Origin of the sequence: Enterobacter cloacae complex sp. FDA-CDC-AR_0132 (genome assembly GCF_003010695.1) — a bacterium.
Taxonomy (GTDB): Bacteria; Pseudomonadota; Gammaproteobacteria; order Enterobacterales; family Enterobacteriaceae; genus Enterobacter; species Enterobacter ludwigii.
This window is the reverse complement of sequence record NZ_CP027618.1, coordinates 1,879,973-1,900,589: the sequence shown is the minus strand read 5'-3', so window position 1 is coordinate 1,900,589 and position 20,617 is coordinate 1,879,973. Positions and strand designations below refer to the sequence as shown.

The window sequence follows — 20,617 nt, the reverse complement described above, 5'->3', positions numbered from 1 at the left end:
TTCGCTGGAAAATTCATCTAACGCTCTCTGTAATCGTGAAATCCAGGGGATTTACCATGCAACAACGTCGTCCAGTCCGCCGCGCTCTGCTCAGTGTTTCTGATAAAGCCGGTATCGTCGAATTCGCTCAGGCACTTTCTGCACGCGGTGTGGAGCTGCTTTCTACAGGTGGTACCGCTCGCCTGTTAGCAGAGAAAGGTCTGCCGGTAACCGAAGTGTCCGATTACACCGGTTTTCCGGAAATGATGGATGGACGCGTCAAGACCCTGCACCCGAAGGTCCACGGCGGTATTCTTGGTCGTCGCGGCCAGGACGACGGCATTATGGAAAAGCATGATATCGCGCCAATCGACATGGTCGTCGTTAACCTCTACCCGTTTGCACAGACCGTTGCCCGCGAAGGCTGCTCTCTGGAAGACGCCGTCGAAAACATTGATATCGGCGGCCCAACCATGGTGCGCTCAGCGGCTAAGAACCATAAAGATGTTGCCATCGTGGTGAAGAGCAGCGACTACAACACCATTATTAATGAGATGGATGCCAACGAAGGGTCGCTGACGCTGGAGACGCGTTTCGACCTCGCCATCAAAGCATTCGAGCACACCGCCGCGTACGACAGCATGATCGCCAACTACTTCGGTAGCCTGGTGCCTGCTTATCATGGCGAAAGCACTGAACCTTCCGGCCGCTTCCCGCGTACGCTGAACCTGAACTTCATTAAGAAGCAGGATATGCGTTACGGAGAGAACAGCCACCAGCAGGCTGCCTTCTATATAGAAGAAGAGGTAAAAGAAGCCTCTGTTGCGACCGCACAGCAGGTTCAGGGCAAGGCACTCTCCTATAACAACATCGCTGACACCGATGCAGCGCTCGAGTGCGTGAAAGCGTTCAGTGAACCCGCCTGCGTAATCGTGAAGCACGCGAACCCATGTGGCGTAGCGGTAAGCACCTCCATTCTCGACGCCTATGATCGCGCGTATAAAACCGACCCAACCTCCGCATTCGGCGGCATTATCGCCTTCAACCGCGAGCTGGACGCTGACACAGCACAGGCCATCATCTCCCGTCAGTTTGTCGAAGTGATCATCGCTCCTTCTGCATCCGACGAAGCCCTGAAAATCACCGCGGCAAAACAGAACGTGCGCGTACTGGTGTGTGGCCAGTGGGCTGAGCGCGTACCGGGTCTGGACTTCAAACGCGTGAACGGCGGTCTGCTGGTTCAGGATCGCGATCTGGGCATGGTCACCGCGGGCGATCTGCGCGTCGTGACGAAACGCCAGCCTACCGAGCAGGAACTGCGTGACGCGCTGTTCTGCTGGAAGGTTGCGAAGTTCGTGAAATCCAACGCGATTGTCTATGCAAAAGAGAACATGACTATCGGAATAGGCGCAGGCCAGATGAGCCGCGTTTACTCCGCGAAAATTGCCGGTATCAAAGCGGCCGATGAAGGTCTGGAAGTGAAAGGCTCGGCAATGGCTTCTGACGCCTTCTTCCCGTTCCGTGACGGTATCGACGCTGCTGCGGCAGTGGGCATTACCTGTGTTATCCAGCCTGGCGGCTCAATCCGTGACGACGAAGTCATTGCCGCTGCTGACGAACACGGTATTGCGATGATCTTCACCGACATGCGTCACTTCCGCCATTAATCCACGGAGCAGAAAATGAAAGTATTAGTCATTGGTAATGGCGGGCGCGAGCACGCTCTGGCGTGGAAAGCGGCCCAGTCGCCGCAGGTAAAAACCGTCTTTGTGGCACCGGGTAATGCCGGTACTGCGCTGGAACCCACGTTACAGAACGTCGCTATCGGCGTGACCGATATCCCGGCCCTGTTGAGCTTTGCTCAGCAGGAGAAAATCGATCTGACCATCGTGGGTCCGGAAGCGCCGCTGGTGATTGGCGTCGTTGACGCCTTCCGGGCTGCTGGCCTGCAAATCTTCGGCCCAACGGAAGGGGCTGCACAGCTGGAAGGTTCGAAAGCCTTCACCAAAGATTTCCTCGCACGTCATAACATCCCGACGGCGGAATATCAGAATTTCACCGAAGTAGAGCCAGCCCTGGCTTACTTACGTGAAAAAGGTGCGCCTATCGTTATCAAAGCCGACGGTCTGGCCGCCGGTAAAGGCGTTATCGTGGCGATGACGCTCGAGGAAGCCGAAGCCGCGGTTCAGGATATGCTGGCAGGCAACGCCTTTGGCGATGCGGGCCATCGCATCGTGATTGAAGAGTTCCTTGACGGTGAAGAGGCGAGCTTTATCGTGATGGTCGACGGCGAGCATGTTCTGCCAATGGCCACCAGCCAGGATCATAAACGCGTTGGCAATGCAGATACCGGGCCGAACACCGGCGGTATGGGCGCTTACTCCCCTGCCCCTGTGGTCACTGACGAAGTGCATCAGCGCACCATGGACCGCATTATCTGGCCAACCGTCAAAGGCATGGCTGCTGAAGGTAATACTTACACCGGTTTCCTCTATGCAGGCCTGATGATCGACAAACAGGGCAATCCGAAGGTGATTGAGTTCAACTGCCGCTTCGGCGATCCGGAAACACAGCCAATCATGCTGCGCATGAAATCTGACCTGGTGGAACTGTGTCTTGCCGCCTGTGAAGGTAAGCTGGATGAGAAAACGTCTGAGTGGGATGAACGTGCTTCTCTGGGCGTGGTGATTGCTGCAGGCGGTTATCCGGGTAATTACAATACCGGTGATGAGATCCACGGTTTACCGCTGGAAGAATTGGAAGGCGCGAAGGTATTCCACGCCGGCACAAAGTTGTCTGACGACGATCGCGTGCTGACCAATGGCGGCCGTGTACTGTGCGCGACCGCGCTGGGTCACACCGTTGCAGAAGCACAGAAGCGTGCCTATGCGCTGATGGCAGATATTCACTGGAATGGAAGCTTTAGCCGCCAGGATATCGGTTATCGCGCAATTGCGCGTGAGCAGGGCGAGTAATTCTTCAGCCAGCCCCTCTCCCGTCAGGGAGAGGGGACGTCACTCAAAAACTCTTTTCTGTCGGCTGCCAGGTGCAGAAGTCTTCGTTCGCGACCAGCAGCAGTTGAGAACCTTCCGGCGCTTCCAGCCACGCCACACTCACTTCCATTGATGAATGCCGCTGACGGCGCTCAATATGTTCGGTTGCCCAGGCTTCAAGCTCAGGCTTAACGGTTTGCCCTTCGCAGGTTGTTACCGTGCCATCGGCATGCCAGCGCCCCTGGCGCAGCACAACGCGTCCCTGACGCAGCGCATCGCTGGTCTGGCGGATTTGTTCGGCACGATAACGATAGAGTGCGACTTGATCGCTGGAAAGCTGCTGTTTTTGACCGCTGACTTCCCGCTGCATAAAGCTCAGCTCGCCATGGTCATCAAAACGCACTTTCACATGTTCGGGGGTCTTGCTGTAGACATTCAGTTCTATCAGCGACAGGTCATCGCCCTGCCAGCGATACTCCGCAGTCGACGTATTGCCGTTATGCCACGGACTGAAAGCAGAAAGCAGATGCACTTCGCCGCCAGAATCTTTGCGCCAGATCCTCACCGCACCCTGGTTGTCAGCGTAGCCGCTGGCGGTAAACGGTGGCAGAGAGGTGTCGTGGCTACAGGCGGACAGAAACATCACGCCCGCCAGCGCGAAAAGACCACGCCAGACAGACAAAAGGGGCGTTGCCGCCCCTTCGTTAAAACTGTTCACTGCCACGCGTCTTACTTAACAGCGTCTTTCAGTGCTTTACCAGAAACAAATGCCGGCACGTTAGCTGCGGCGATTTTGATTTCTTTACCGGTCTGCGGGTTGCGGCCAGTACGCTCAGCGCGGTGGTTCACTTTGAAGGTACCGAAACCAACCAGTTGTACAGCATCACCTTCTTTCAGAGACTCAGTAATAGCAGCCAGGGTAGATTCCAGAGCAGCTTTAGCCTGCACTTTAGACAGATCAGCCTTGTCCGCAATTACATCAATCAGTTGAGTCTTGTTCATAAGTTATCCTTTCAATGTGTTTATCGCTTGCTAAGCATCGAGTGCGACGAAAATGCCAAAAAAGCACTCTCCTGCATACACGCACCGATAGCCACTTTTTTTCGCCCCCCAAATGTAGACCAGACAAGGGGCGAAAGGGAAGAGTCGAGGAGCGACAAAACGAGCGTTATATCAAGTTTTGTTGTCTCATTGGTTAAAAATTATACCAATATTGCTCTCACCAGCCTCACGTAAGTCCGCACGGAGCCCTTTTATCAGCTCAATATCGCGTTCTTCACACTCTGCCAGCAGGCGGAAAATTTCCCACTGGATATCCCATTCCTGCTCAACCGCGGGGTTCACTCGCAGCTCTTCGTCGGTCATTTCCCGACCTTCCTGGGTCATTTCCAGCATCGCGACGGTCGTAATGGATGCCTTGCTGACTTCGATAGCATGCTCCAGCGTTTCACCGCTCAGACGGGAATGAATCAGTTCGCTTAATGCCACGCAGGCATCAATGGCCGGATAGACACCATACAGGTCGTAGTCATCCGCAGCCGGGATCGCCTCTTCAAGCTTTTCAAGCTGAGAGTCGAAGTTCACCTTAGCGTCTTTGACCGTCAGCGTCTCCCAGATTAAATCCAGGATGCGGCGATAAATCTGCCCTTCACCAAAGCCTGTCTGCTTGCAGAACGCGGCATAGTTGGGATACATGCGCTCGCACAGGCAAGCCATAAAAGTCACGTGCTGCCAGCTTTCCAGCTTCTCAAGGCGCAGATGAATCGGGTTTTGTAGCATGATGAGGTCTCGAATCGAAAATTAGCCGCAGTTTACCTGAATCATCACTGAATTTCTTGCCAACGCGTAAAAGCCGGACGCCCTGACGCTACCGCATCAGCCCAGCGGGTGGGCTCCGGTAAGCGATACCCTTTCATGCAGCGCTGCACCCACGCCAGCGCACTGTCCGTGCTCACCCGATGCCCGGTGGCGATAAACAGGGGGTTACAACGCGCTTTACTGCGCCAGACCCACGCCAGTTGCTCACCCTTATCGATGAGAGGTGCCAGCGCGCCTGGCTCGGCGGAGAGCGGCTCAAACGCACCGCACAGGCGTTTTTTAGCCACACCGATGGTGGGGACATCCACCAGCAGCCCAAAGTGGCTGGCGACGCCTAAGCGGCGCGGATGAGAGATACCATGGCCGTCGACAAACAGCAGGTCGGGTTTTTGCGAGAGTTGCTCCCACGCTGCCAGCAGCGCGGGATATTCACGGAATGAGAGAAAGCCAGGAATGTACGGCATGGTGGTGGCGATACGCGCCACCTTGTACTCCACCAGTTCCAGCGAGGGATACTTCAGCAGCACCATTGCCGCCCGCGTCACTTCACCTCCCTGCTCAAACCCCACATCTGCTCCGCCAATGTACTGCGGCGGGTCTGTGTCCAGACGATCCTCGCGGATCACGGATGAGGCCAGTTCTATCTGTTGAGCGCGTAATGACGCGAGATCCATAACCACTCCTTACTGATGATAATGTGCAGAAAGTCGGTGCACCGCCTCCACAAACGCGCCAGCGTGTTCTGGCGGTACATCCTGATGAATACCGTGCCCGAGGTTGAACACGTGTCCTTCGCCCTGGCCGAAACCAGCAAGAATGGAGGCCACCTCTTCCTCAATACGGGCAGGCTGAGCATAGAGCATAGACGGGTCCATGTTGCCCTGCAGCGCCACTTTGTCACCCACGCGACGGCGCGCATCGGCAATATCGGTTGTCCAGTCGAGACCCAACGCGTCACAGCCGGTTGCGGCCATGGCTTCCAGCCACTGCCCGCCGCCTTTGGTGAACAGCGTCACCGGCACCCGGCGACCTTCGTTTTCACGCAGCAGGCCATCGACGATTTTATGCATGTAATACAGCGAGAACTGCTGGTAATCGCGCCCGGTCAGCACGCCGCCCCAGGTATCGAAAATCATCACCGACTGCGCGCCTGCTTTAATCTGCGCGTTAAGATAGAGTGTGACGCTCTTCGCCAGCTTGTCGAGCAGCGTATGCAGCGCCTGTGGCTCCGCGTACATCATCTTTTTAATGACGGTAAAGGCTTTGCTGCTGCCACCTTCCACCATATAGGTCGCCAGCGTCCACGGGCTGCCTGAGAAGCCAATCAGCGGCACTTCGCCTTTCAGTTCACGGCGAATTGTGCGCACGGCGTTCATCACATACCCCAGCTCCTGCTCAGGATCCGGTACCGGCAGCTTATCAACGTCGGCTTTGCTTTTGATCGGGGAGGTGAAACGCGGACCTTCACCGGTTTCGAAATAGAGCCCAAGGCCCATGGCATCCGGAATGGTCAGAATGTCCGAAAAGAGAATAGCGGCATCCAGCGGGTAGCGGCGCAGCGGCTGGAGCGTCACTTCGCAGGCCAGCTCGGCATTTTTGCACAGCGACATAAAATCACCCGCCTGCGCACGCGTGGCTTTGTACTCTGGCAGATAGCGCCCCGCCTGGCGCATCATCCACACCGGGGTGACATCAACGGGCTGGCGCAGCAGCGCACGCAGATAACGATCGTTCTTCAGTTCGGTCATTTTGCAGTTCCTTATTGCGTCAGTCCGTGAGTGTAACACTACTCATACTCGGCCCGACACATTGCCACGGTATCTTCTATCAGCCGACGGGCTACCGTTCCCGGCGGGGGTAACAGTGGCAAATCGTCATAACGGTACCAGTTCGCGTCCAGCAGCTCTTTCTGGTCGATAACAATCTCACCGCTATCGTATTCGGCCATAAACGCCGTCATCAGCGACTGTGGGAACGGCCACGGCTGAGACGTTACGTAACGCAGGTTCTTCACCCGGATCCCGCTCTCTTCCATCACTTCACGCGCCACCGCCTGCTCCAGCGTTTCGCCCACTTCAACGAACCCGGCAAGAACAGTATGAATGCCGTTGCGATGGCGGGTATGTTGTGCCAGCAGGATGGAATCGTCACGCCGGATAGCGACGATAATGCACGGCGCAATCTGCGGATAATAGCGTTCACGGCAGTGGCTGCAGAGCATGGCCCACTCGGTTTTGCTCGGGTGCATGGTATGCCCGCAGTAGCCGCAGTATTTATGCGATCGGTAAAACTCGGCCAGCTGCACGCCACGGCCTGCCAGCTGGAACAGGCCCACATCAAGATCCAGCACCTGACGAACGGATCCCATGTCCTGGCGGCGAGGCTGCTGGATCAACCACACCGGCTCCCCTTGCCACTCGCCGATCTTCAGCGCAGGCTGACCAACGAGATCGAAACGATCGGCAGTGCCATGGGGTATTTCCCCACCGGGCAGCCATAATTTTTGTTCGTGACTGACAATCCACCAACCCAGATCTGATTTTTCAATAATACGATCCATATCTATTGCACTACCTTCGCTTCACTGACATGTTGTTAGCATTGTGGTTACATTTTGGATAAGCAGAATCAATTCTAAACCTTGCGGAGTCGAACATGTTAAACCAGCTAGAAAGCCTGACTGAGCGCGTTAGAGGAAGTAACAAACTGGTGGATCGCTGGCTACATGTGCGCAAGCATCTACTCGTGGCTTATTACAATCTGGTCGGTATTAAGCCTGGCAAAGAATCGTTTATGCGGCTGAATGAAAAAGCGCTGGATGATTTTTGTCAGAGCCTGGTCGACTACCTGTCCGACGGCCATTTCAATATTTATGAACGCATTATCCGCGAAATGGAAGGCACTAGCCCGTATTTAACGGCATCCAAACTCTACCCGCTGCTGGAAGCCAATACCCAGCAGATCATGAATTACTACGATTCCACCCTCGAGAACGCCATCGATCACGACAACTACCTTGAGTTTCAACAGGCGCTGTCCGATCTCGGCGAAGCGCTGGAAGAGCGATTCTCGCTGGAAGATAAGCTGATCGCCCTCGTGCTGGATAACGATTCTAAGGCCAGCAACGAAGATAACATCGCGCGGCCTGCTTGAGTTCTTAATCGTTAACGAGTAGTTTACAAACATTCGCCCCTCTCAGGAGGGGTATTACACGAAATCATTCATGCGATAGCGTGAACGATGGCGTGTAAATTTCTTGTCGGAGTGCCCAGTGTGAAAGCACGGGCTGAGACCGTTAATTCGGGATCCGCGGAACCTGATCAGGCTAATACCTGCGAAGGGAACAAGAGTAAAACTGCTGTAGTATCGCCCCCGAGCGATCTCCTCTTGCTTCATCCGTCGTCTGACAAGCCATGTCCTTCACTTTTGGAATGAGCTATGTCTACTACTAAACTGACCCGCCGCGAACAGCGCGCACACGCCCAACACTTCATCGACACCCTGGAAGGCACCGCTTTCCCGAACTCTAAGCGTATTTACATCACCGGCTCTCAGGCGGATATCCGCGTTCCGATGCGCGAAATCCAGCTTAGCCCGACGCTTCTTGGCGGCAGCAAAGAAAACCCGCAGTATGAAGACAACGAAGCCGTGCCGGTCTACGACACGTCTGGCCCATACGGCGATCCTGATGTGGCCATTAACGTGCAGCAGGGTCTGGCAAAACTGCGCCAGCGCTGGATTGACGCGCGTAACGACTGCGAAGAACTGACGGTTCGCAGCTCTGCCTACACCAACGAGCGTCTGGCCGACGACGGCCTGGACGAGCTGCGCTTCGCGGGCCTGCTGACGCCGAAACGTGCGAAAGCGGGCAAATGCGTTACCCAGCTGCACTATGCGCGTCAGGGGATCGTCACCCCGGAGATGGAGTTTATCGCCATCCGTGAAAACATGGGCCGTGAGCGCATCCGTAGCGAAGTGCTGCGCCACCAGCATCCGGGCGAAGGTTTCGGTGCCCGCCTGCCGGAAAACATCACCCCGGAGTTTGTGCGCGATGAAGTGGCCGCTGGCCGCGCGATTATCCCCGCCAACATCAATCACCCGGAATCCGAACCGATGATTATCGGCCGCAACTTCCTGGTGAAGGTCAACGCCAATATCGGTAACTCCGCAGTCACCTCCTCCATCGAAGAAGAGGTCGAGAAGCTGGTCTGGTCAACGCGCTGGGGCGCGGACACGGTAATGGATCTCTCCACCGGGCGTTATATCCACGAAACCCGCGAGTGGATCCTGCGTAACAGCCCGGTGCCTATCGGAACGGTGCCGGTCTATCAGGCGCTGGAGAAAGTGAACGGTATCGCTGAAAACCTCACCTGGGAAGCGTTCCGCGACACGCTGCTGGAGCAGGCTGAACAGGGTGTAGACTACTTCACCATCCACGCGGGGGTACTGCTGCGCTACGTGCCGATGACCGCGAAGCGTCTGACCGGCATTGTCTCGCGCGGGGGCTCAATCATGGCGAAGTGGTGTCTGTCTCATCATCAGGAAAACTTCCTCTACGAACACTTCCGCGAGATCTGCGAAATCTGTGCCGCTTACGACGTCTCGCTGTCGCTGGGCGACGGCCTGCGCCCTGGTTCCATTCGTGATGCCAACGACGAAGCGCAGTTTGCCGAACTGCACACGCTGGGCGAGCTGACCAAAATCGCCTGGGAGTATGACGTGCAGGTGATGATTGAAGGCCCGGGCCATGTCCCCATGCAGATGATCCGCCGCAATATGACGGAAGAACTGGAGCACTGCCATGAAGCACCATTCTATACACTGGGGCCGTTGACCACCGATATTGCCCCGGGTTACGACCACTTCACCTCCGGAATTGGTGCGGCGATGATCGGCTGGTTCGGTTGCGCCATGCTCTGCTATGTGACGCCAAAAGAGCACCTCGGTCTGCCCAACAAAGAGGACGTGAAGCAGGGGCTTATCACCTACAAAATTGCCGCCCACGCTGCGGACCTGGCGAAAGGCCATCCGGGCGCGCAAATTCGCGATAACGCGATGTCGAAGGCCCGCTTTGAATTCCGCTGGGAAGATCAGTTTAACCTCGCGCTCGACCCGTTTACCGCCCGCGCCTATCACGACGAAACCCTGCCGCAGGAGTCCGGCAAAGTGGCCCATTTCTGCTCCATGTGTGGGCCAAAATTCTGCTCGATGAAGATCAGCCAGGAGGTGCGTGACTACGCCGCCGCGCAAACCATTGAAGTGGGCATGGCGGATATGTCAGAAACCTTCCGCGCGAAAGGCGGCGAAATCTACCTCAAAAAAGAGGAGGCGTAATGTACCAGCCCGATTTCCCACCCGTGCCCTTTCGTTTGGGGCTCTACCCGGTGGTGGACAGCGTGGAGTGGGTTGCCCGCCTGCTGGAGGCAGGTGTACGCACGCTGCAGCTGCGCATCAAAGATAAACGCGATGAGGAGGTGGAGAACGATGTCGCCGCCGCCATCGCGCTGGGGCGTCGGTATAAAGCCCGCCTGTTTATCAACGACTACTGGCGACTGGCGATAAAGCACCAGGCCTACGGCGTGCATCTGGGTCAGGAGGACCTGGAGACCACAGACCTGAAGGCCATCCGGGAAGCCGGTTTGCGCCTGGGTGTCTCGACCCATGACGATATGGAGATTGACGTGGCACTGGCGGCTCGCCCTTCGTACATTGCGCTTGGACACGTCTTCCCGACGCAAACTAAACAGATGCCCTCCGCGCCACAAGGGCTGGCACAGCTGGCGGCTCACGTGAAGCGTCTTGCGCAGTACCCGACCGTGGCCATCGGCGGGATTAGCCTTGAACGAGCGCCGGCCGTGCTGGATACCGGTGTCGGCAGTATCGCCGTCGTCAGTGCCATCACCCAGGCCGCAGACTGGCAGGCCGCCACCCGGCAGCTCTTACAACTGGCAGGAGCAGGCGATGAATGATCGTGACTTTATGCGCTATAGCCGCCAGATCCTGCTGGAGGATATCGCCATCGACGGGCAGCAAAAGCTACTCGCCAGCCGGGTTTTGATTGTCGGGCTGGGCGGATTAGGCGCGCCTGCCGCGCTCTATCTGGCCGGTGCAGGCGTGGGCACGCTGGTACTGGCCGATGACGACGAGGTGCATCTTAGCAACCTGCAGCGTCAAATCCTCTTTACCACCGAGGATATCAACCAGCCCAAAGTACACATTACCCGCCAGCGCCTGAACCAGCTGAACCCGGATATTGAGCTCATTGCGTGTCAGGAGCGGCTCAGCGGCGACAATCTGCTCCGAGAAGTCGCCCTGGCCGACGTGGTGCTGGACTGCACCGACAATATGGCAACCCGCCAGGCGATCAACGCCGCCTGTGTCGCAAAAAATACGCCGCTTATCACCGCCAGCGCGGTGGGGTTCGGCGGGCAGATGATGGTCCTGACACCGCCGTGGGCGCAGGGCTGCTATCGCTGTCTGTGGCCAGACGATGCTGAGCCAGAGCGTAACTGTCGCACCGCGGGCATTCTTGGCCCGGTTGTGGGGGTGATGGGTACCCTGCAGGCGCTCGAGGCCATCAAGCTGCTCAGCGGAATGGAGACCGAGCGCAACACGTTGCGGTTATTTGACGCCCGCTCCAGCGGCTGGCGTCATCTGGCGTTACACCGCGCCAGCCACTGCCCGGTATGCGGAGGCGGCAATGCGCATTCTGTTTAACGATGAGCCGATGAAATGCGAGGACGGGCTCACCGTTGCCGTGCTGCTCGATAAACTGCGCCAGCTCAAGCCGGGAACGGCGCTGGCGCTCAATCAACAGATCCTGCCGCGCGAGCAGTGGGAACATCAGCAGGTCAATGAAGGCGACCAGATCCTGCTGTTTCAGGTTATCGCAGGGGGCTGAGATGTTACGTATTGCCGATAAAGTCTTTGATTCACATCTGTTTACCGGAACCGGGAAATTCGCATCACCCCAGCTGATGGTCGATGCCATCCGTGAAAGCGGCAGCCAGCTGGTCACGCTGGCGTTAAAACGCGTGGATCTGCACCATCACAGTGATGCCATTCTGGCGCCTTTACTGGAAGCTGGCGTCACGCTACTGCCAAATACTTCCGGCGCGAAAACGGCCGAAGAGGCCATTTTCGCCGCTCAACTGGCGCGTGAAGCGCTCGGCACACGCTGGCTGAAGCTGGAAATTCACCCGGATGCTCGCTGGCTGTTGCCCGACCCGATCGAGACGCTGAAAGCGGCAGAAAAGCTGGTACAACAAGGGTTCATCGTTCTGCCTTACTGCGGTGCCGATCCGGTACTCTGCAAACGTCTGGAAGATGTTGGCTGCGCCGCCGTTATGCCGCTGGGCGCGCCTATTGGCTCTAACCAGGGGCTGGAAACCCGGGCAATGCTGGAGATCATCATTGAGCAGGCCACCGTGCCGGTGGTGGTGGATGCGGGTATTGGCGTACCAAGCCATGCCGCGCAGGCGCTGGAGATGGGGGCGGACGCGGTGCTGGTGAACACGGCCATCGCGGTTGCCGACGATCCGGTCATGATGGCGCGCGCGTTTCGCATGGCGGTGGAGGCTGGCCTGCTGGCACGGCAATCAGGCCCTGGCTCGCGCAGTTTTCAGGCGCAGGCCACCAGCCCGCTGACCGGTTTTCTGGAGGCAATCTCATGACCACCTTTACCGACCGCTGGCGGCAGCTTAACTGGGACGACATTGCCCTGCGCATCAACAGCAAAACGCCGGTCGACGTCGAGCGCGCACTGAATGCGCGCCATCTGACCCGCGACGATTTAATGGCCCTGCTCTCCCCTGCGGCCAGTGCTTATCTGGAGCCGATGGCCCAGCGCGCCCAGCGTCTCACCCGACAGCGCTTTGGCAACACGGTAAGCTTTTACGTCCCGCTCTATCTCTCAAACCTGTGCGCCAATGACTGTACCTACTGCGGCTTCTCCATGAGCAACCGCATTAAGCGTAAGACGCTTGATGAGGAAGAGATCGCGCGCGAGTGTGCGGCCATCCGGGAAATGGGCTTCGAGCATCTCCTGCTGGTCACCGGTGAGCACCAGGGCAAAGTCGGAATGGACTATTTCCGCCAGCACCTTCCTGCCATTCGTCGTCAGTTCGCCTCGTTGCAGATGGAAGTGCAGCCCCTGTCGCAGGATGAGTATGCGGAGCTCAAAACGCTCGGACTGGATGGAGTGATGGTCTATCAGGAAACGTACCACGAAGCGACCTACGCACGGCATCACCTGAAGGGCAAGAAACAGGACTTCTTCTTCCGCCTTGAAACGCCGGACAGGCTCGGACGTGCCGGGATCGATAAAATTGGCCTTGGTGCGCTGATTGGGCTTTCCGATAGCTGGCGCGTGGATTGCTACATGGTGGCGGAACATCTGTTGTGGCTTCAGCAGCACTACTGGCAGAGCCGCTACTCCATCTCCTTCCCCCGGCTGCGCCCGTGTGCTGGCGGGATTGAACCGGCCTCACTCATGGATGAGCGCCAGCTGGTACAAACGATCTGCGCGTTTCGCCTGCTTGCCCCGGAGGTTGAATTATCGCTCTCAACACGTGAATCACCGGCGTTCCGCGACCGCGTGATCCCGCTTGCGATAAACAACGTGAGCGCATTTTCCAAAACACAGCCGGGCGGTTACGCCGATGATCACCCTGAACTGGAGCAGTTTGCCCCGCATGATGGACGACGTCCGGAAGCGGTCGCCGCGGCCCTGAGCGCACAGGGGCTGCAGCCGGTCTGGAAAGACTGGGACAGCTGGCTGGGAAGAGCCTCGCAATTACGCTGAAACATACTGCAACTCCGCAGAAATAAAACGAGGCGGCACGGAGAGTCACTACCGGATGATTGCCAGCTATCGTCCGGTTTTTTATTGTCATGTGGTCAGCAACGGACGCTGACCAGGGCGAAAAGCTTCTTCCTCGTTTCGCCCTGCCTCTGACTTATCGTGCACACTGAATTTCTGATTTTATGAGTAATTTCTTAGCCATTCTTAAGATAAATCATCTCGTCTGAAATCGTGTTCCGTATAATTCACAGCTAACCGCAGGACTGCGACTATGCTGAGAGGATATCGGCAGACGAAAAGCATTCACCCTCAGGAATGATGTACAACTCATGGCACTTCACAGCAAAAAACTCTCTTTTACCCGGCCAATAATGGCCAGCTTCGCGGGGATACTGTGCAGTTTTGCACTGATCGCTGTCGTGGTTACGCTTTCGCAACGAAAGGATTTTCTTGAGGATTATCATAAAATTAATGGTAATTTCACGCATAATCTGGCGGTTAACTATACCGAATCAATGTTGCGTGAAAACGACTATATTCTTGGTCGTTCTGCGATGTACTTTTCCCGCAACGAAATACTGAATGAGACGCTGAACGTCAACCCGACGCAAGGGTTGCAGATGTTGATGCATTTGCAAAACCTGATGCCGACCGTGTCATCCATCTCGCTGGCCGACACGGAGGGGCATTATTTGCACGCTCCCGAAGCGCCTCCCACGGAAAAGAGTAAAAACGTCGATCCGCGGACGCGCCCGTGGTTTGTCGCCCACGCGGAAGCCAGTATTTTCAGCCATTATACCCACCCTTATATGGACTACTTTACCGGGCATCCAACGGTCACGCTTTATAAGCCATTGATTTCAACAGAAGGCAGACTCAAGGGAACCCTCGCCTTTCATCTTGATTTGGCGTCGATGGGGTATACCCTTCGACAGATGGTGGCCCCTGTACAAGGGGAATTCTTCGTCGTCGAGCGCGACGGAACCGTGGTGCTTCATCCTGACACGGGCGCGCTGTTCAAAAAATACGTGAGCGAAGCGCTGATGGACAAAATGACCAGCGGCGAGGGTCATTTATACGACCGGAAAAGTAAAACCTGGTATTACTACTACTCCTTCACTAACCCGGATTGGTTTGTCATCTACCGGGTCTCTGGCGCGACCCTGACGGATATTACCCGCCACGAAACCACTATCGTTGGCTGGGGATTTGCACTGGCGGCGATTATTATCATTCTCTTCGGTTTATACCTTCGCCATGCCTCGCGTACCGTGCTAATGCATATTATCAACGCCATCAAAACTGGCGATGTCAGCCAGGCACCGCGTCTGGAAGCGATGCTGAGTCATACCATCCAGTCGAATAAAGAGCGTGAGATGGCATATGTCCGCCAGGCAACCCACGATGCGCTTACAGGCTGCAAAAACCGCCGCGCGTTCGATACCGATGTGGAAGAGTTAATGGCGGCTCAACAGCCTTTCGCACTGGCGCTGGTGGATATCGATAACTTCAAATCAATCAACGATACCTGGGGCCACCTTAGCGGCGATATTGTCCTGCGTAACGTGGCGCGTGAAGGGATCCAGATCATGCAACCGCACCACATCTCGGTGTACCGGTACGGTGGAGAAGAGTTTGCGGTGGTCTTCGAGGCTACGCAAATTGCTGATGCAATCTCGTTGCTGGAAGCGTGGCGTACCACCATTGAAAAACGCGTCTGGCGCGAAGAAAACCTGCAGGTCACGTTCAGTGCAGGCCTGGGGGAATGGCATTTCGAACCGCTGGAGCAATTTGTAGGGAGCGTGGATAACGCACTTTACAGCGCAAAACAACAGGGTAAAAACCGCATCCTTCAGACCTCCATCCGTTAATTTCTTCCCTCCCACGCTGTCCGTTTCGACGGGCAGCGTGCGCTTTCATGCAAAATTGTAACCGGTTTCAGAAAATCACCCATTTCTTTGTGATGCCTGACACACAATCGCGGTAAAGCGGTTGTTGAAGCGGTCTGCACGGGATAATTATCAATAAACACATGTAGATCGAGGCTGATTATGAAGAACATCGTTTTATGCTGTGCAGCGGGAATGTCAACCAGCATGCTGGTTCAACGTATGAAAGACGCCGCGCAGAAAAAAGGAGTTGAAGTCACCATTAAAGCCGTTCCGGTTGCGGAGTTTAAAGATAATATCGCGACGGCTGACATCGTATTGCTGGGGCCACAGGTTAAATACGAGCAGGCTAAACTTCAGGCGCAGGCCGATCCGCTGGGTAAAAAGGTCGCGGTGATCGACATGATGGATTACGGCATGATGAAAGGTGATGTCGTCCTGGAAAAAGCGCTTAAATTACTGGAGTGACCCGTGGAAGATTTAGAAACAACGATCATGGAACTGCTGGTCAACGCGGGAGCAGCGCGCAGTGCTGCCCTTACGGCGTTGCAGATGGCCCGTAAAGGCGACTTTGACGAAGCCGAAAAGGCGATGGAAGAGTCGCGTGAATACGTGAAACATGCCCACACCATCCAGACGCAGCTGATTGGTCTTGATGAAGGGACCGGAAAGCTGCCGGTTAACCTGATCACCGTCCACTCTCAGGATCACCTGATGAACGCGATGGTCATTCAGGACCTGGCGGGCGATATGATTGAGCTGTATCGTCGGCTACCGCTGATAAACTGAAAAATATGCAGACATAAAAAAACCCGCCGAAGCGGGTTTTTTATTTGCTGAATCAACGATTACTCGTTGTCAGAACCACCCAGACCTGCGTTCAGCAGCTCTGCCAGGCTCGCGGATGCATCTTCAGCAGTTACCTGCGGTGCAGCTGGCAGTTCGCCTGCAGCACGACGACGCATACGATCCTGATGGTACGCATAACCGGTACCAGCCGGGATCAGACGACCCACGATAACGTTCTCTTTCAGACCGCGCAGTTCATCACGCTTACCTGCTACAGCGGCTTCGGTCAGGACACGCGTGGTCTCCTGGAACGATGCTGCAGAGATGAAGGACTCGGTTGCCAGAGACGCTTTGGTGATACCCAGCAGATCGCGCGAGAAGGTCGCAGCGATTTTGCCGTTCGCTTCCAGATCGCGGTTAGCGATCTTGACGCGTGAGTATTCAACCTGCTCGCCTTCCAGGAACTCAGAGCTGCCCGCGCTATCAATGGTTGCTTTACGCAGCATCTGACGAACGATAACTTCGATGTGTTTATCGTTAATCTTAACGCCCTGCAGACGGTATACGTCCTGTACTTCGTTAACGATGTAACGAGTAACAGCATGCACACCACGCAGACGCAGGATGTCGTGCGGCGCTTCTGGACCGTCGGAAACCACGTCACCACGTTCTACACGTTCACCTTCGAACACGTTGAGCTGACGCCACTTAGGAATCATCTCTTCGTACGGCTCGCTGCCATCTACTGGGGTGATAACCAGACGGCGTTTACCTTTGGTCTCTTTACCGAAGGAGATGATACCGCTGATTTCAGCCAGGATTGCAGGCTCTTTCGGACGACGAGCTTCGAACAGATCCGCAACGCGTGGCAGACCACCGGTGATGTCCTTGGTACCGCCGGATTCCTGAGGAATACGCGCCAGGGTGTCACCAGAACTGATCTGTACGCCATCTTCCAGCTGTACAATCGCTTTACCCGGCAGGAAGTACTGCGCAGGCATATCGGTACCAGGGATCAGAACGTCGTTACCCTGAGCATCAACGATTTTCAGTGCAGGACGCAGATCTTTACCACCGGCAGTACGCTCAGCAGAGTCCAGAACGACCAGAGAAGACAGACCGGTCAGCTCGTCGGTCTGACGAGTAATGGTCTGGCCGTCGATCATGTCAGTGAAGCGGATGAAACCACTTACTTCGGTGATAACCGGCATGGTGTGTGGATCCCAGTTTGCAACGGTTTCACCGCCGGCAACCTGCTCGCCATCACCTTTCGCCATAACAGCACCGTAAGGCACTTTATAGCTCTCTTTGGTACGACCGAATTCGTCGATCAGCTTCAGCTCGGTGTTACGAGAGGTCACAACCAGCTTGCCTGCGGAGTTAACAACAGACTTCGCGTTGCTGAGCTTGATGCTACCTTTGTTTTTCACCTGGATGCTGGATTCAGCAGCCGCACGAGATGCCGCACCACCGATGTGGAACGTACGCATCGTCAGCTGTGTACCCGGTTCACCGATGGACTGTGCCGCGATAACACCGATTGCTTCACCTTTGTTGATGATGTGGCCACGCGCCAGGTCACGACCATAGCAGTGCGCACATACACCGAAATCGGTGTCACAAGATACAACGGAACGAACTTTCACAGAGTCAACAGAGTTCGCTTCCAGCAGGTCACACCACTGTTCGTGCAGCAGCGTGTTGCGTGGAACCAGAATGTCTGCGGTACCCGGCTTCAGAATGTCTTCCGCGGTTACACGACCCAGTACGCGATCGCGCAGCGGCTCTTTAACATCACCACCCTCGATAACCGGGGTCATGGTGATACCTTCGAGGGTGCCACAATCGTCTTCGGTCACAACCAGATCCTGCGCAACGTCAACCAGACGACGCGTCAGATAACCGGAGTTCGCTGTTTTCAGTGCGGTATCCGCCAGACCTTTACGCGCACCGTGAGTAGAGATGAAGTACTGGAGTACGTTCAGACCTTCACGGAAGTTCGCGGTGATTGGCGTTTCGATGATGGAGCCATCTGGCTTCGCCATCAGACCACGCATACCTGCCAGCTGACGAATCTGTGCTGCAGAACCACGCGCACCGGAGTCGGCCATCATGTAAATGCTGTTGAAGGAAACCTGCTGCTCTTCTACGCCGTCACGGTTAATCACGGTTTCGGTTTGCAGGTTATCCATCATCGCTTTGGATACACGATCGTTCGCCGCAGCCCAGATATCGATAACTTTGTTATAGCGTTCGCCCGCGGTAACCAGACCAGACTGGAACTGCTCCTGGATCTCAGCAACTTCGGCTTCCGCTTCAGAGATGATCTCGTGTTTCTTCTCTGGGATAACCATGTCATCGATACCAACAGATGCACCTGAACGCGCTGCATATGCAAAGCCGGTGTACATTGTCTGGTCAGCGAAGATAACCGTCGGCTTCAGACCCAGAATGCGGTAACAGGTGTTCAGCATTTTGGAGATCGCTTTCTTACCCAGCGCCTGGTTGACGATGGAGAAAGGCAGACCTTTCGGTACGATCATCCACAGAATGGCACGGCCAACGGTCGTGTCTTTCAGGCTGGTTTTCGCAACGAATTCGCCGTTAGCATCTTTTTCATATTCAGTGATACGCACTTTGACACGCGCATGCAGAGAGGCCAGGCCAGCGCGATAGATACGCTCAGCTTCTTTAGGGCCAGTCAGCACCATGCCTTCGCCTTTGGCGTTAACACAGTCGCGGGTCATGTAGTACAGACCCAATACAACGTCCTGAGAAGGAACGATGATTGGTTCACCGTTCGCTGGAGACAGGATGTTGTTAGTAGACATCATCAGCGCACGCGCTTCGAGCTGGGCTTCCAGCGTCAGCGGTACGTGAACAGCCATCTGGTCACCATCGAAGTCGGCGTTATATGCCGCACAAACCAGCGGGTGCAGCTGGATAGCTTTACCTTCGATCAGTACCGGTTCAAATGCCTGGATACCCAGACGGTGCAGTGTTGGTGCACGGTTCAGCAGTACCGGGTGTTCGCGGATAACTTCGTCCAGGATATCCCAAACGACAGCTTCTTCACGCTCAACCATTTTCTTAGCGGCTTTGATGGTGGTGGCCAGGCCACGCAGTTCCAGCTTGCCGTAGATGAACGGTTTGAACAGCTCCAGTGCCATTTTCTTCGGCAGACCGCACTGATGCAGACGCAGGTATGGACCTACGGTGATAACAGAACGACCGGAGTAGTCAACACGCTTACCGAGCAGGTTCTGACGGAAACGACCCTGTTTACCTTTGATCATATCGGCCAAAGATTTCAGAGGACGTTTGTTAGAACCGGTGATCGCACGACCGCGACGACCGTTATCCAGCAGGGCATCTACCGCTTCCTGCAGCATACGTTTTTCGTTACGTACGATGATGTCCGGCGCAGCCAGATCCAGCAGACGTTTCAGACGGTTGTTACGGTTGATAACTCGACGATACAGATCGTTCAGATCCGACGTTGCGAAACGACCACCATCCAGCGGAACCAGCGGACGCAGATCTGGCGGCAGAACCGGCAGAACGGTCAGGATCATCCACTCTGGTTTGTTACCAGACTGAACGAATGCTTCCAGCAGTTTGATACGCTTGGTCAGCTTTTTACGCTTGGTTTCGGAGTTGGTTTCGTTCAGCTCTTCACGCAGCTGCTCGCACTCTTGCTCCAGGTCCATGCTTTTCAGCAGGGCCTGAATAGCTTCCGCACCCATCTTCGCGTCGAATTCGTCACCGAACTCTTCCAGCGCGTCCAGATACTGTTCTTCGGTCAGAATCTGGTGGCGTTCCAGGTTCGTCATACCGCCTTCGATAACCACATAAGATTCGAAGTACAGAACACGTTCGATATCGCGCAGCGGCATATCCAGCAGCAGGCCGATACGGGACGGCAGAGATTTCAGGAACCAGATGTGCGCAGTTGGAGATGCCAGTTCGATGTGGCCCATGCGCTCACGGCGCACTTTGGTCTGGGTCACTTCAACGCCGCACTTCTCACAGATCACACCACGGTGTTTCAGGCGCTTGTACTTACCGCACAGGCACTCGTAGTCTTTTACTGGCCCGAAAATTCGCGCACAGAAAAGGCCGTCACGCTCAGGCTTGAACGTACGGTAGTTGATGGTTTCCGGCTTTTTAACTTCACCGAAAGACCATGAACGGATCATGTCTGGCGAAGCCAGAGCAATTTTGATCGCATCAAACTCTTCGGTTTTAGTCTGCGCTTTCAGAAACTTTAATAAATCTTTCACGGATTTGCTCCCGTCGGAGTTAGCACAATCTGGTGTCGGGGGTTAGCCCGACACCAGTGACCT

Annotated in this window: 18 protein-coding genes, 2 pseudogenes and 1 riboswitch; of the genes and pseudogenes, 13 read left to right on the top strand and 7 right to left on the bottom strand. The window is 55.6% G+C overall.

Annotation, left to right across the window (positions count from 1 at the left end; all coding sequences use genetic code 11):
* Positions 1-56 precede the first annotated feature (56 nt).
* Both purH and purD read left to right on the top strand, forming a co-directional pair.
* Entirely contained in the window at positions 57-1,646 is a 1,590-nt protein-coding gene (gene purH, locus AM379_RS09235) for a bifunctional phosphoribosylaminoimidazolecarboxamide formyltransferase/IMP cyclohydrolase (RefSeq protein ID WP_032679371.1), read from the top strand.
* A gap of 15 nt (positions 1,647-1,661) precedes the next feature.
* Positions 1,662-2,954, top strand: a complete 1,293-nt coding sequence (gene purD, locus AM379_RS09230; RefSeq protein ID WP_032679369.1) for a phosphoribosylamine--glycine ligase — start codon at positions 1,662-1,664, stop codon at positions 2,952-2,954.
* A gap of 43 nt (positions 2,955-2,997) precedes the next feature.
* Here purD and AM379_RS09225 read toward each other — a convergent pair whose 3' ends face one another.
* The 5 genes from AM379_RS09225 to hemE all read right to left on the bottom strand — a co-directional run bounded on the left by AM379_RS09225 (position 2,998) and on the right by hemE (position 6,538).
* Complete coding sequence (locus AM379_RS09225; protein WP_020882988.1) at positions 2,998-3,690, bottom strand: DUF1481 domain-containing protein; 693 nt, start codon at positions 3,688-3,690, stop codon at positions 2,998-3,000.
* Between the two features lie 11 nt (positions 3,691-3,701).
* Positions 3,702-3,974 carry a nucleoid-associated protein HU-alpha gene (gene hupA, locus AM379_RS09220; RefSeq protein WP_002445246.1) on the bottom strand — a complete coding sequence of 91 codons (273 nt, stop codon included), beginning with the start codon at positions 3,972-3,974 and terminating at the stop codon, positions 3,702-3,704.
* Positions 3,975-4,160: 186 nt separating this feature from the next.
* Entirely contained in the window at positions 4,161-4,751 is a 591-nt protein-coding gene (locus AM379_RS09215) for a YjaG family protein (RefSeq protein WP_014168169.1), read from the bottom strand.
* A gap of 44 nt (positions 4,752-4,795) precedes the next feature.
* Positions 4,796-5,464: a deoxyribonuclease V gene (gene nfi, locus AM379_RS09210; RefSeq protein ID WP_025206412.1), complete on the bottom strand. Its 669-nt coding sequence runs from the start codon at positions 5,462-5,464 to the stop codon at positions 4,796-4,798.
* Between the two features lie 9 nt (positions 5,465-5,473).
* Positions 5,474-6,538: a uroporphyrinogen decarboxylase gene (hemE, locus tag AM379_RS09205; protein WP_020882986.1), complete on the bottom strand. Its 1,065-nt coding sequence runs from the start codon at positions 6,536-6,538 to the stop codon at positions 5,474-5,476.
* Position 6,539: 1 nt separating this feature from the next.
* Between hemE and AM379_RS24615 the strand changes: the two are divergent.
* Positions 6,540-6,629 (top strand): annotated as a pseudogene (locus AM379_RS24615) (hypothetical protein); the annotation flags it as partial.
* Here the strand turns inward: AM379_RS24615 and nudC are convergent.
* Positions 6,598-7,350 (bottom strand): annotated as a pseudogene (gene nudC / locus AM379_RS09200) (NAD(+) diphosphatase); the annotation flags it as partial. The pseudogenes AM379_RS24615 and nudC overlap by 32 nt on opposite strands.
* A 95-nt stretch (positions 7,351-7,445) precedes the next feature.
* Between nudC and AM379_RS09195 the strand changes: the two are divergent.
* From AM379_RS09195 to AM379_RS09150, 10 genes are all read left to right on the top strand, one after another.
* Positions 7,446-7,943 (top strand): Rsd/AlgQ family anti-sigma factor, encoded by a 498-nt coding sequence (locus AM379_RS09195; protein WP_014168165.1) that lies wholly within the window; start codon positions 7,446-7,448, stop codon positions 7,941-7,943.
* Positions 7,944-8,040: 97 nt separating this feature from the next.
* Positions 8,041-8,150, top strand: a riboswitch (TPP riboswitch).
* A 78-nt stretch (positions 8,151-8,228) separates the two neighbouring features.
* On the top strand, positions 8,229-10,124 hold the full coding sequence (thiC, locus tag AM379_RS09190) for a phosphomethylpyrimidine synthase ThiC (RefSeq protein WP_106503627.1): 1,896 nt from the start codon (positions 8,229-8,231) through the stop codon (positions 10,122-10,124).
* Positions 10,124-10,759, top strand: coding sequence for a thiamine phosphate synthase (thiE, locus tag AM379_RS09185; protein WP_032679365.1), 636 nt, complete (start codon positions 10,124-10,126; stop codon positions 10,757-10,759). The genes thiC and thiE overlap by 1 nt, the downstream gene beginning before the upstream one ends.
* Entirely contained in the window at positions 10,752-11,507 is a 756-nt protein-coding gene (locus AM379_RS09180) for a HesA/MoeB/ThiF family protein (protein WP_032679364.1), read from the top strand. Before thiE ends, AM379_RS09180 begins: the two co-directional genes overlap by 8 nt.
* Positions 11,491-11,691 (top strand): sulfur carrier protein ThiS, encoded by a 201-nt coding sequence (gene thiS / locus AM379_RS09175; protein WP_032679363.1) that lies wholly within the window; start codon positions 11,491-11,493, stop codon positions 11,689-11,691. Before AM379_RS09180 ends, thiS begins: the two co-directional genes overlap by 17 nt.
* A gap of 1 nt (position 11,692) precedes the next feature.
* A complete protein-coding gene (gene thiG / locus AM379_RS09170) occupies positions 11,693-12,463 on the top strand; it encodes a thiazole synthase (protein WP_032679362.1) in 771 nt (256 codons plus the stop codon).
* Positions 12,460-13,593, top strand: coding sequence for a 2-iminoacetate synthase ThiH (gene thiH, locus AM379_RS09165; protein ID WP_014168159.1), 1,134 nt, complete (start codon positions 12,460-12,462; stop codon positions 13,591-13,593). The genes thiG and thiH overlap by 4 nt, the downstream gene beginning before the upstream one ends.
* A gap of 329 nt (positions 13,594-13,922) precedes the next feature.
* Positions 13,923-15,464, top strand: a complete 1,542-nt coding sequence (locus tag AM379_RS09160; protein ID WP_032679361.1) for a sensor domain-containing diguanylate cyclase — start codon at positions 13,923-13,925, stop codon at positions 15,462-15,464.
* A 180-nt stretch (positions 15,465-15,644) separates the two neighbouring features.
* Positions 15,645-15,950 carry a PTS sugar transporter subunit IIB gene (locus AM379_RS09155; RefSeq protein WP_014068453.1) on the top strand — a complete coding sequence of 102 codons (306 nt, stop codon included), beginning with the start codon at positions 15,645-15,647 and terminating at the stop codon, positions 15,948-15,950.
* A 3-nt stretch (positions 15,951-15,953) separates the two neighbouring features.
* Positions 15,954-16,271 carry a PTS lactose/cellobiose transporter subunit IIA gene (locus AM379_RS09150; RefSeq protein ID WP_014168157.1) on the top strand — a complete coding sequence of 106 codons (318 nt, stop codon included), beginning with the start codon at positions 15,954-15,956 and terminating at the stop codon, positions 16,269-16,271.
* A gap of 59 nt (positions 16,272-16,330) precedes the next feature.
* On the opposite strand, the gene rpoC is transcribed toward AM379_RS09150, so the two are convergent.
* Positions 16,331-20,554: a DNA-directed RNA polymerase subunit beta' gene (gene rpoC / locus AM379_RS09145; protein ID WP_014168156.1), complete on the bottom strand. Its 4,224-nt coding sequence runs from the start codon at positions 20,552-20,554 to the stop codon at positions 16,331-16,333.
* Positions 20,555-20,617: the final 63 nt, after the last annotated feature.

Bases quoted from the DNA above. Each gene is read 5' to 3' on its own strand.
- nfi (WP_025206412.1), bottom strand. From the start codon at position 5,464: ATGGATCTCGCGTCATTACGCGCTCAACAGATAGAACTGGCCTCATCC.
- AM379_RS09195 (WP_014168165.1), top strand. From the start codon at position 7,446: ATGTTAAACCAGCTAGAAAGCCTGACTGAGCGCGTTAGAGGAAGTAAC.
- thiE (WP_032679365.1), top strand. From the start codon at position 10,124: ATGTACCAGCCCGATTTCCCACCCGTGCCCTTTCGTTTGGGGCTCTAC.
- AM379_RS09180 (WP_032679364.1), top strand. From the start codon at position 10,752: ATGAATGATCGTGACTTTATGCGCTATAGCCGCCAGATCCTGCTGGAG.
- hemE (WP_020882986.1), bottom strand. From the start codon at position 6,538: ATGACCGAACTGAAGAACGATCGTTATCTGCGTGCGCTGCTGCGCCAG.
- AM379_RS09160 (WP_032679361.1), top strand. From the start codon at position 13,923: ATGGCACTTCACAGCAAAAAACTCTCTTTTACCCGGCCAATAATGGCC.
- AM379_RS09215 (WP_014168169.1), bottom strand. From the start codon at position 4,751: ATGCTACAAAACCCGATTCATCTGCGCCTTGAGAAGCTGGAAAGCTGG.
- thiS (WP_032679363.1), top strand. From the start codon at position 11,491: ATGCGCATTCTGTTTAACGATGAGCCGATGAAATGCGAGGACGGGCTC.
- AM379_RS09155 (WP_014068453.1), top strand. From the start codon at position 15,645: ATGAAGAACATCGTTTTATGCTGTGCAGCGGGAATGTCAACCAGCATG.
- thiG (WP_032679362.1), top strand. From the start codon at position 11,693: ATGTTACGTATTGCCGATAAAGTCTTTGATTCACATCTGTTTACCGGA.
- thiC (WP_106503627.1), top strand. From the start codon at position 8,229: ATGTCTACTACTAAACTGACCCGCCGCGAACAGCGCGCACACGCCCAA.
- hupA (WP_002445246.1), bottom strand. From the start codon at position 3,974: ATGAACAAGACTCAACTGATTGATGTAATTGCGGACAAGGCTGATCTG.
- purD (WP_032679369.1), top strand. From the start codon at position 1,662: ATGAAAGTATTAGTCATTGGTAATGGCGGGCGCGAGCACGCTCTGGCG.
- purH (WP_032679371.1), top strand. From the start codon at position 57: ATGCAACAACGTCGTCCAGTCCGCCGCGCTCTGCTCAGTGTTTCTGAT.
- thiH (WP_014168159.1), top strand. From the start codon at position 12,460: ATGACCACCTTTACCGACCGCTGGCGGCAGCTTAACTGGGACGACATT.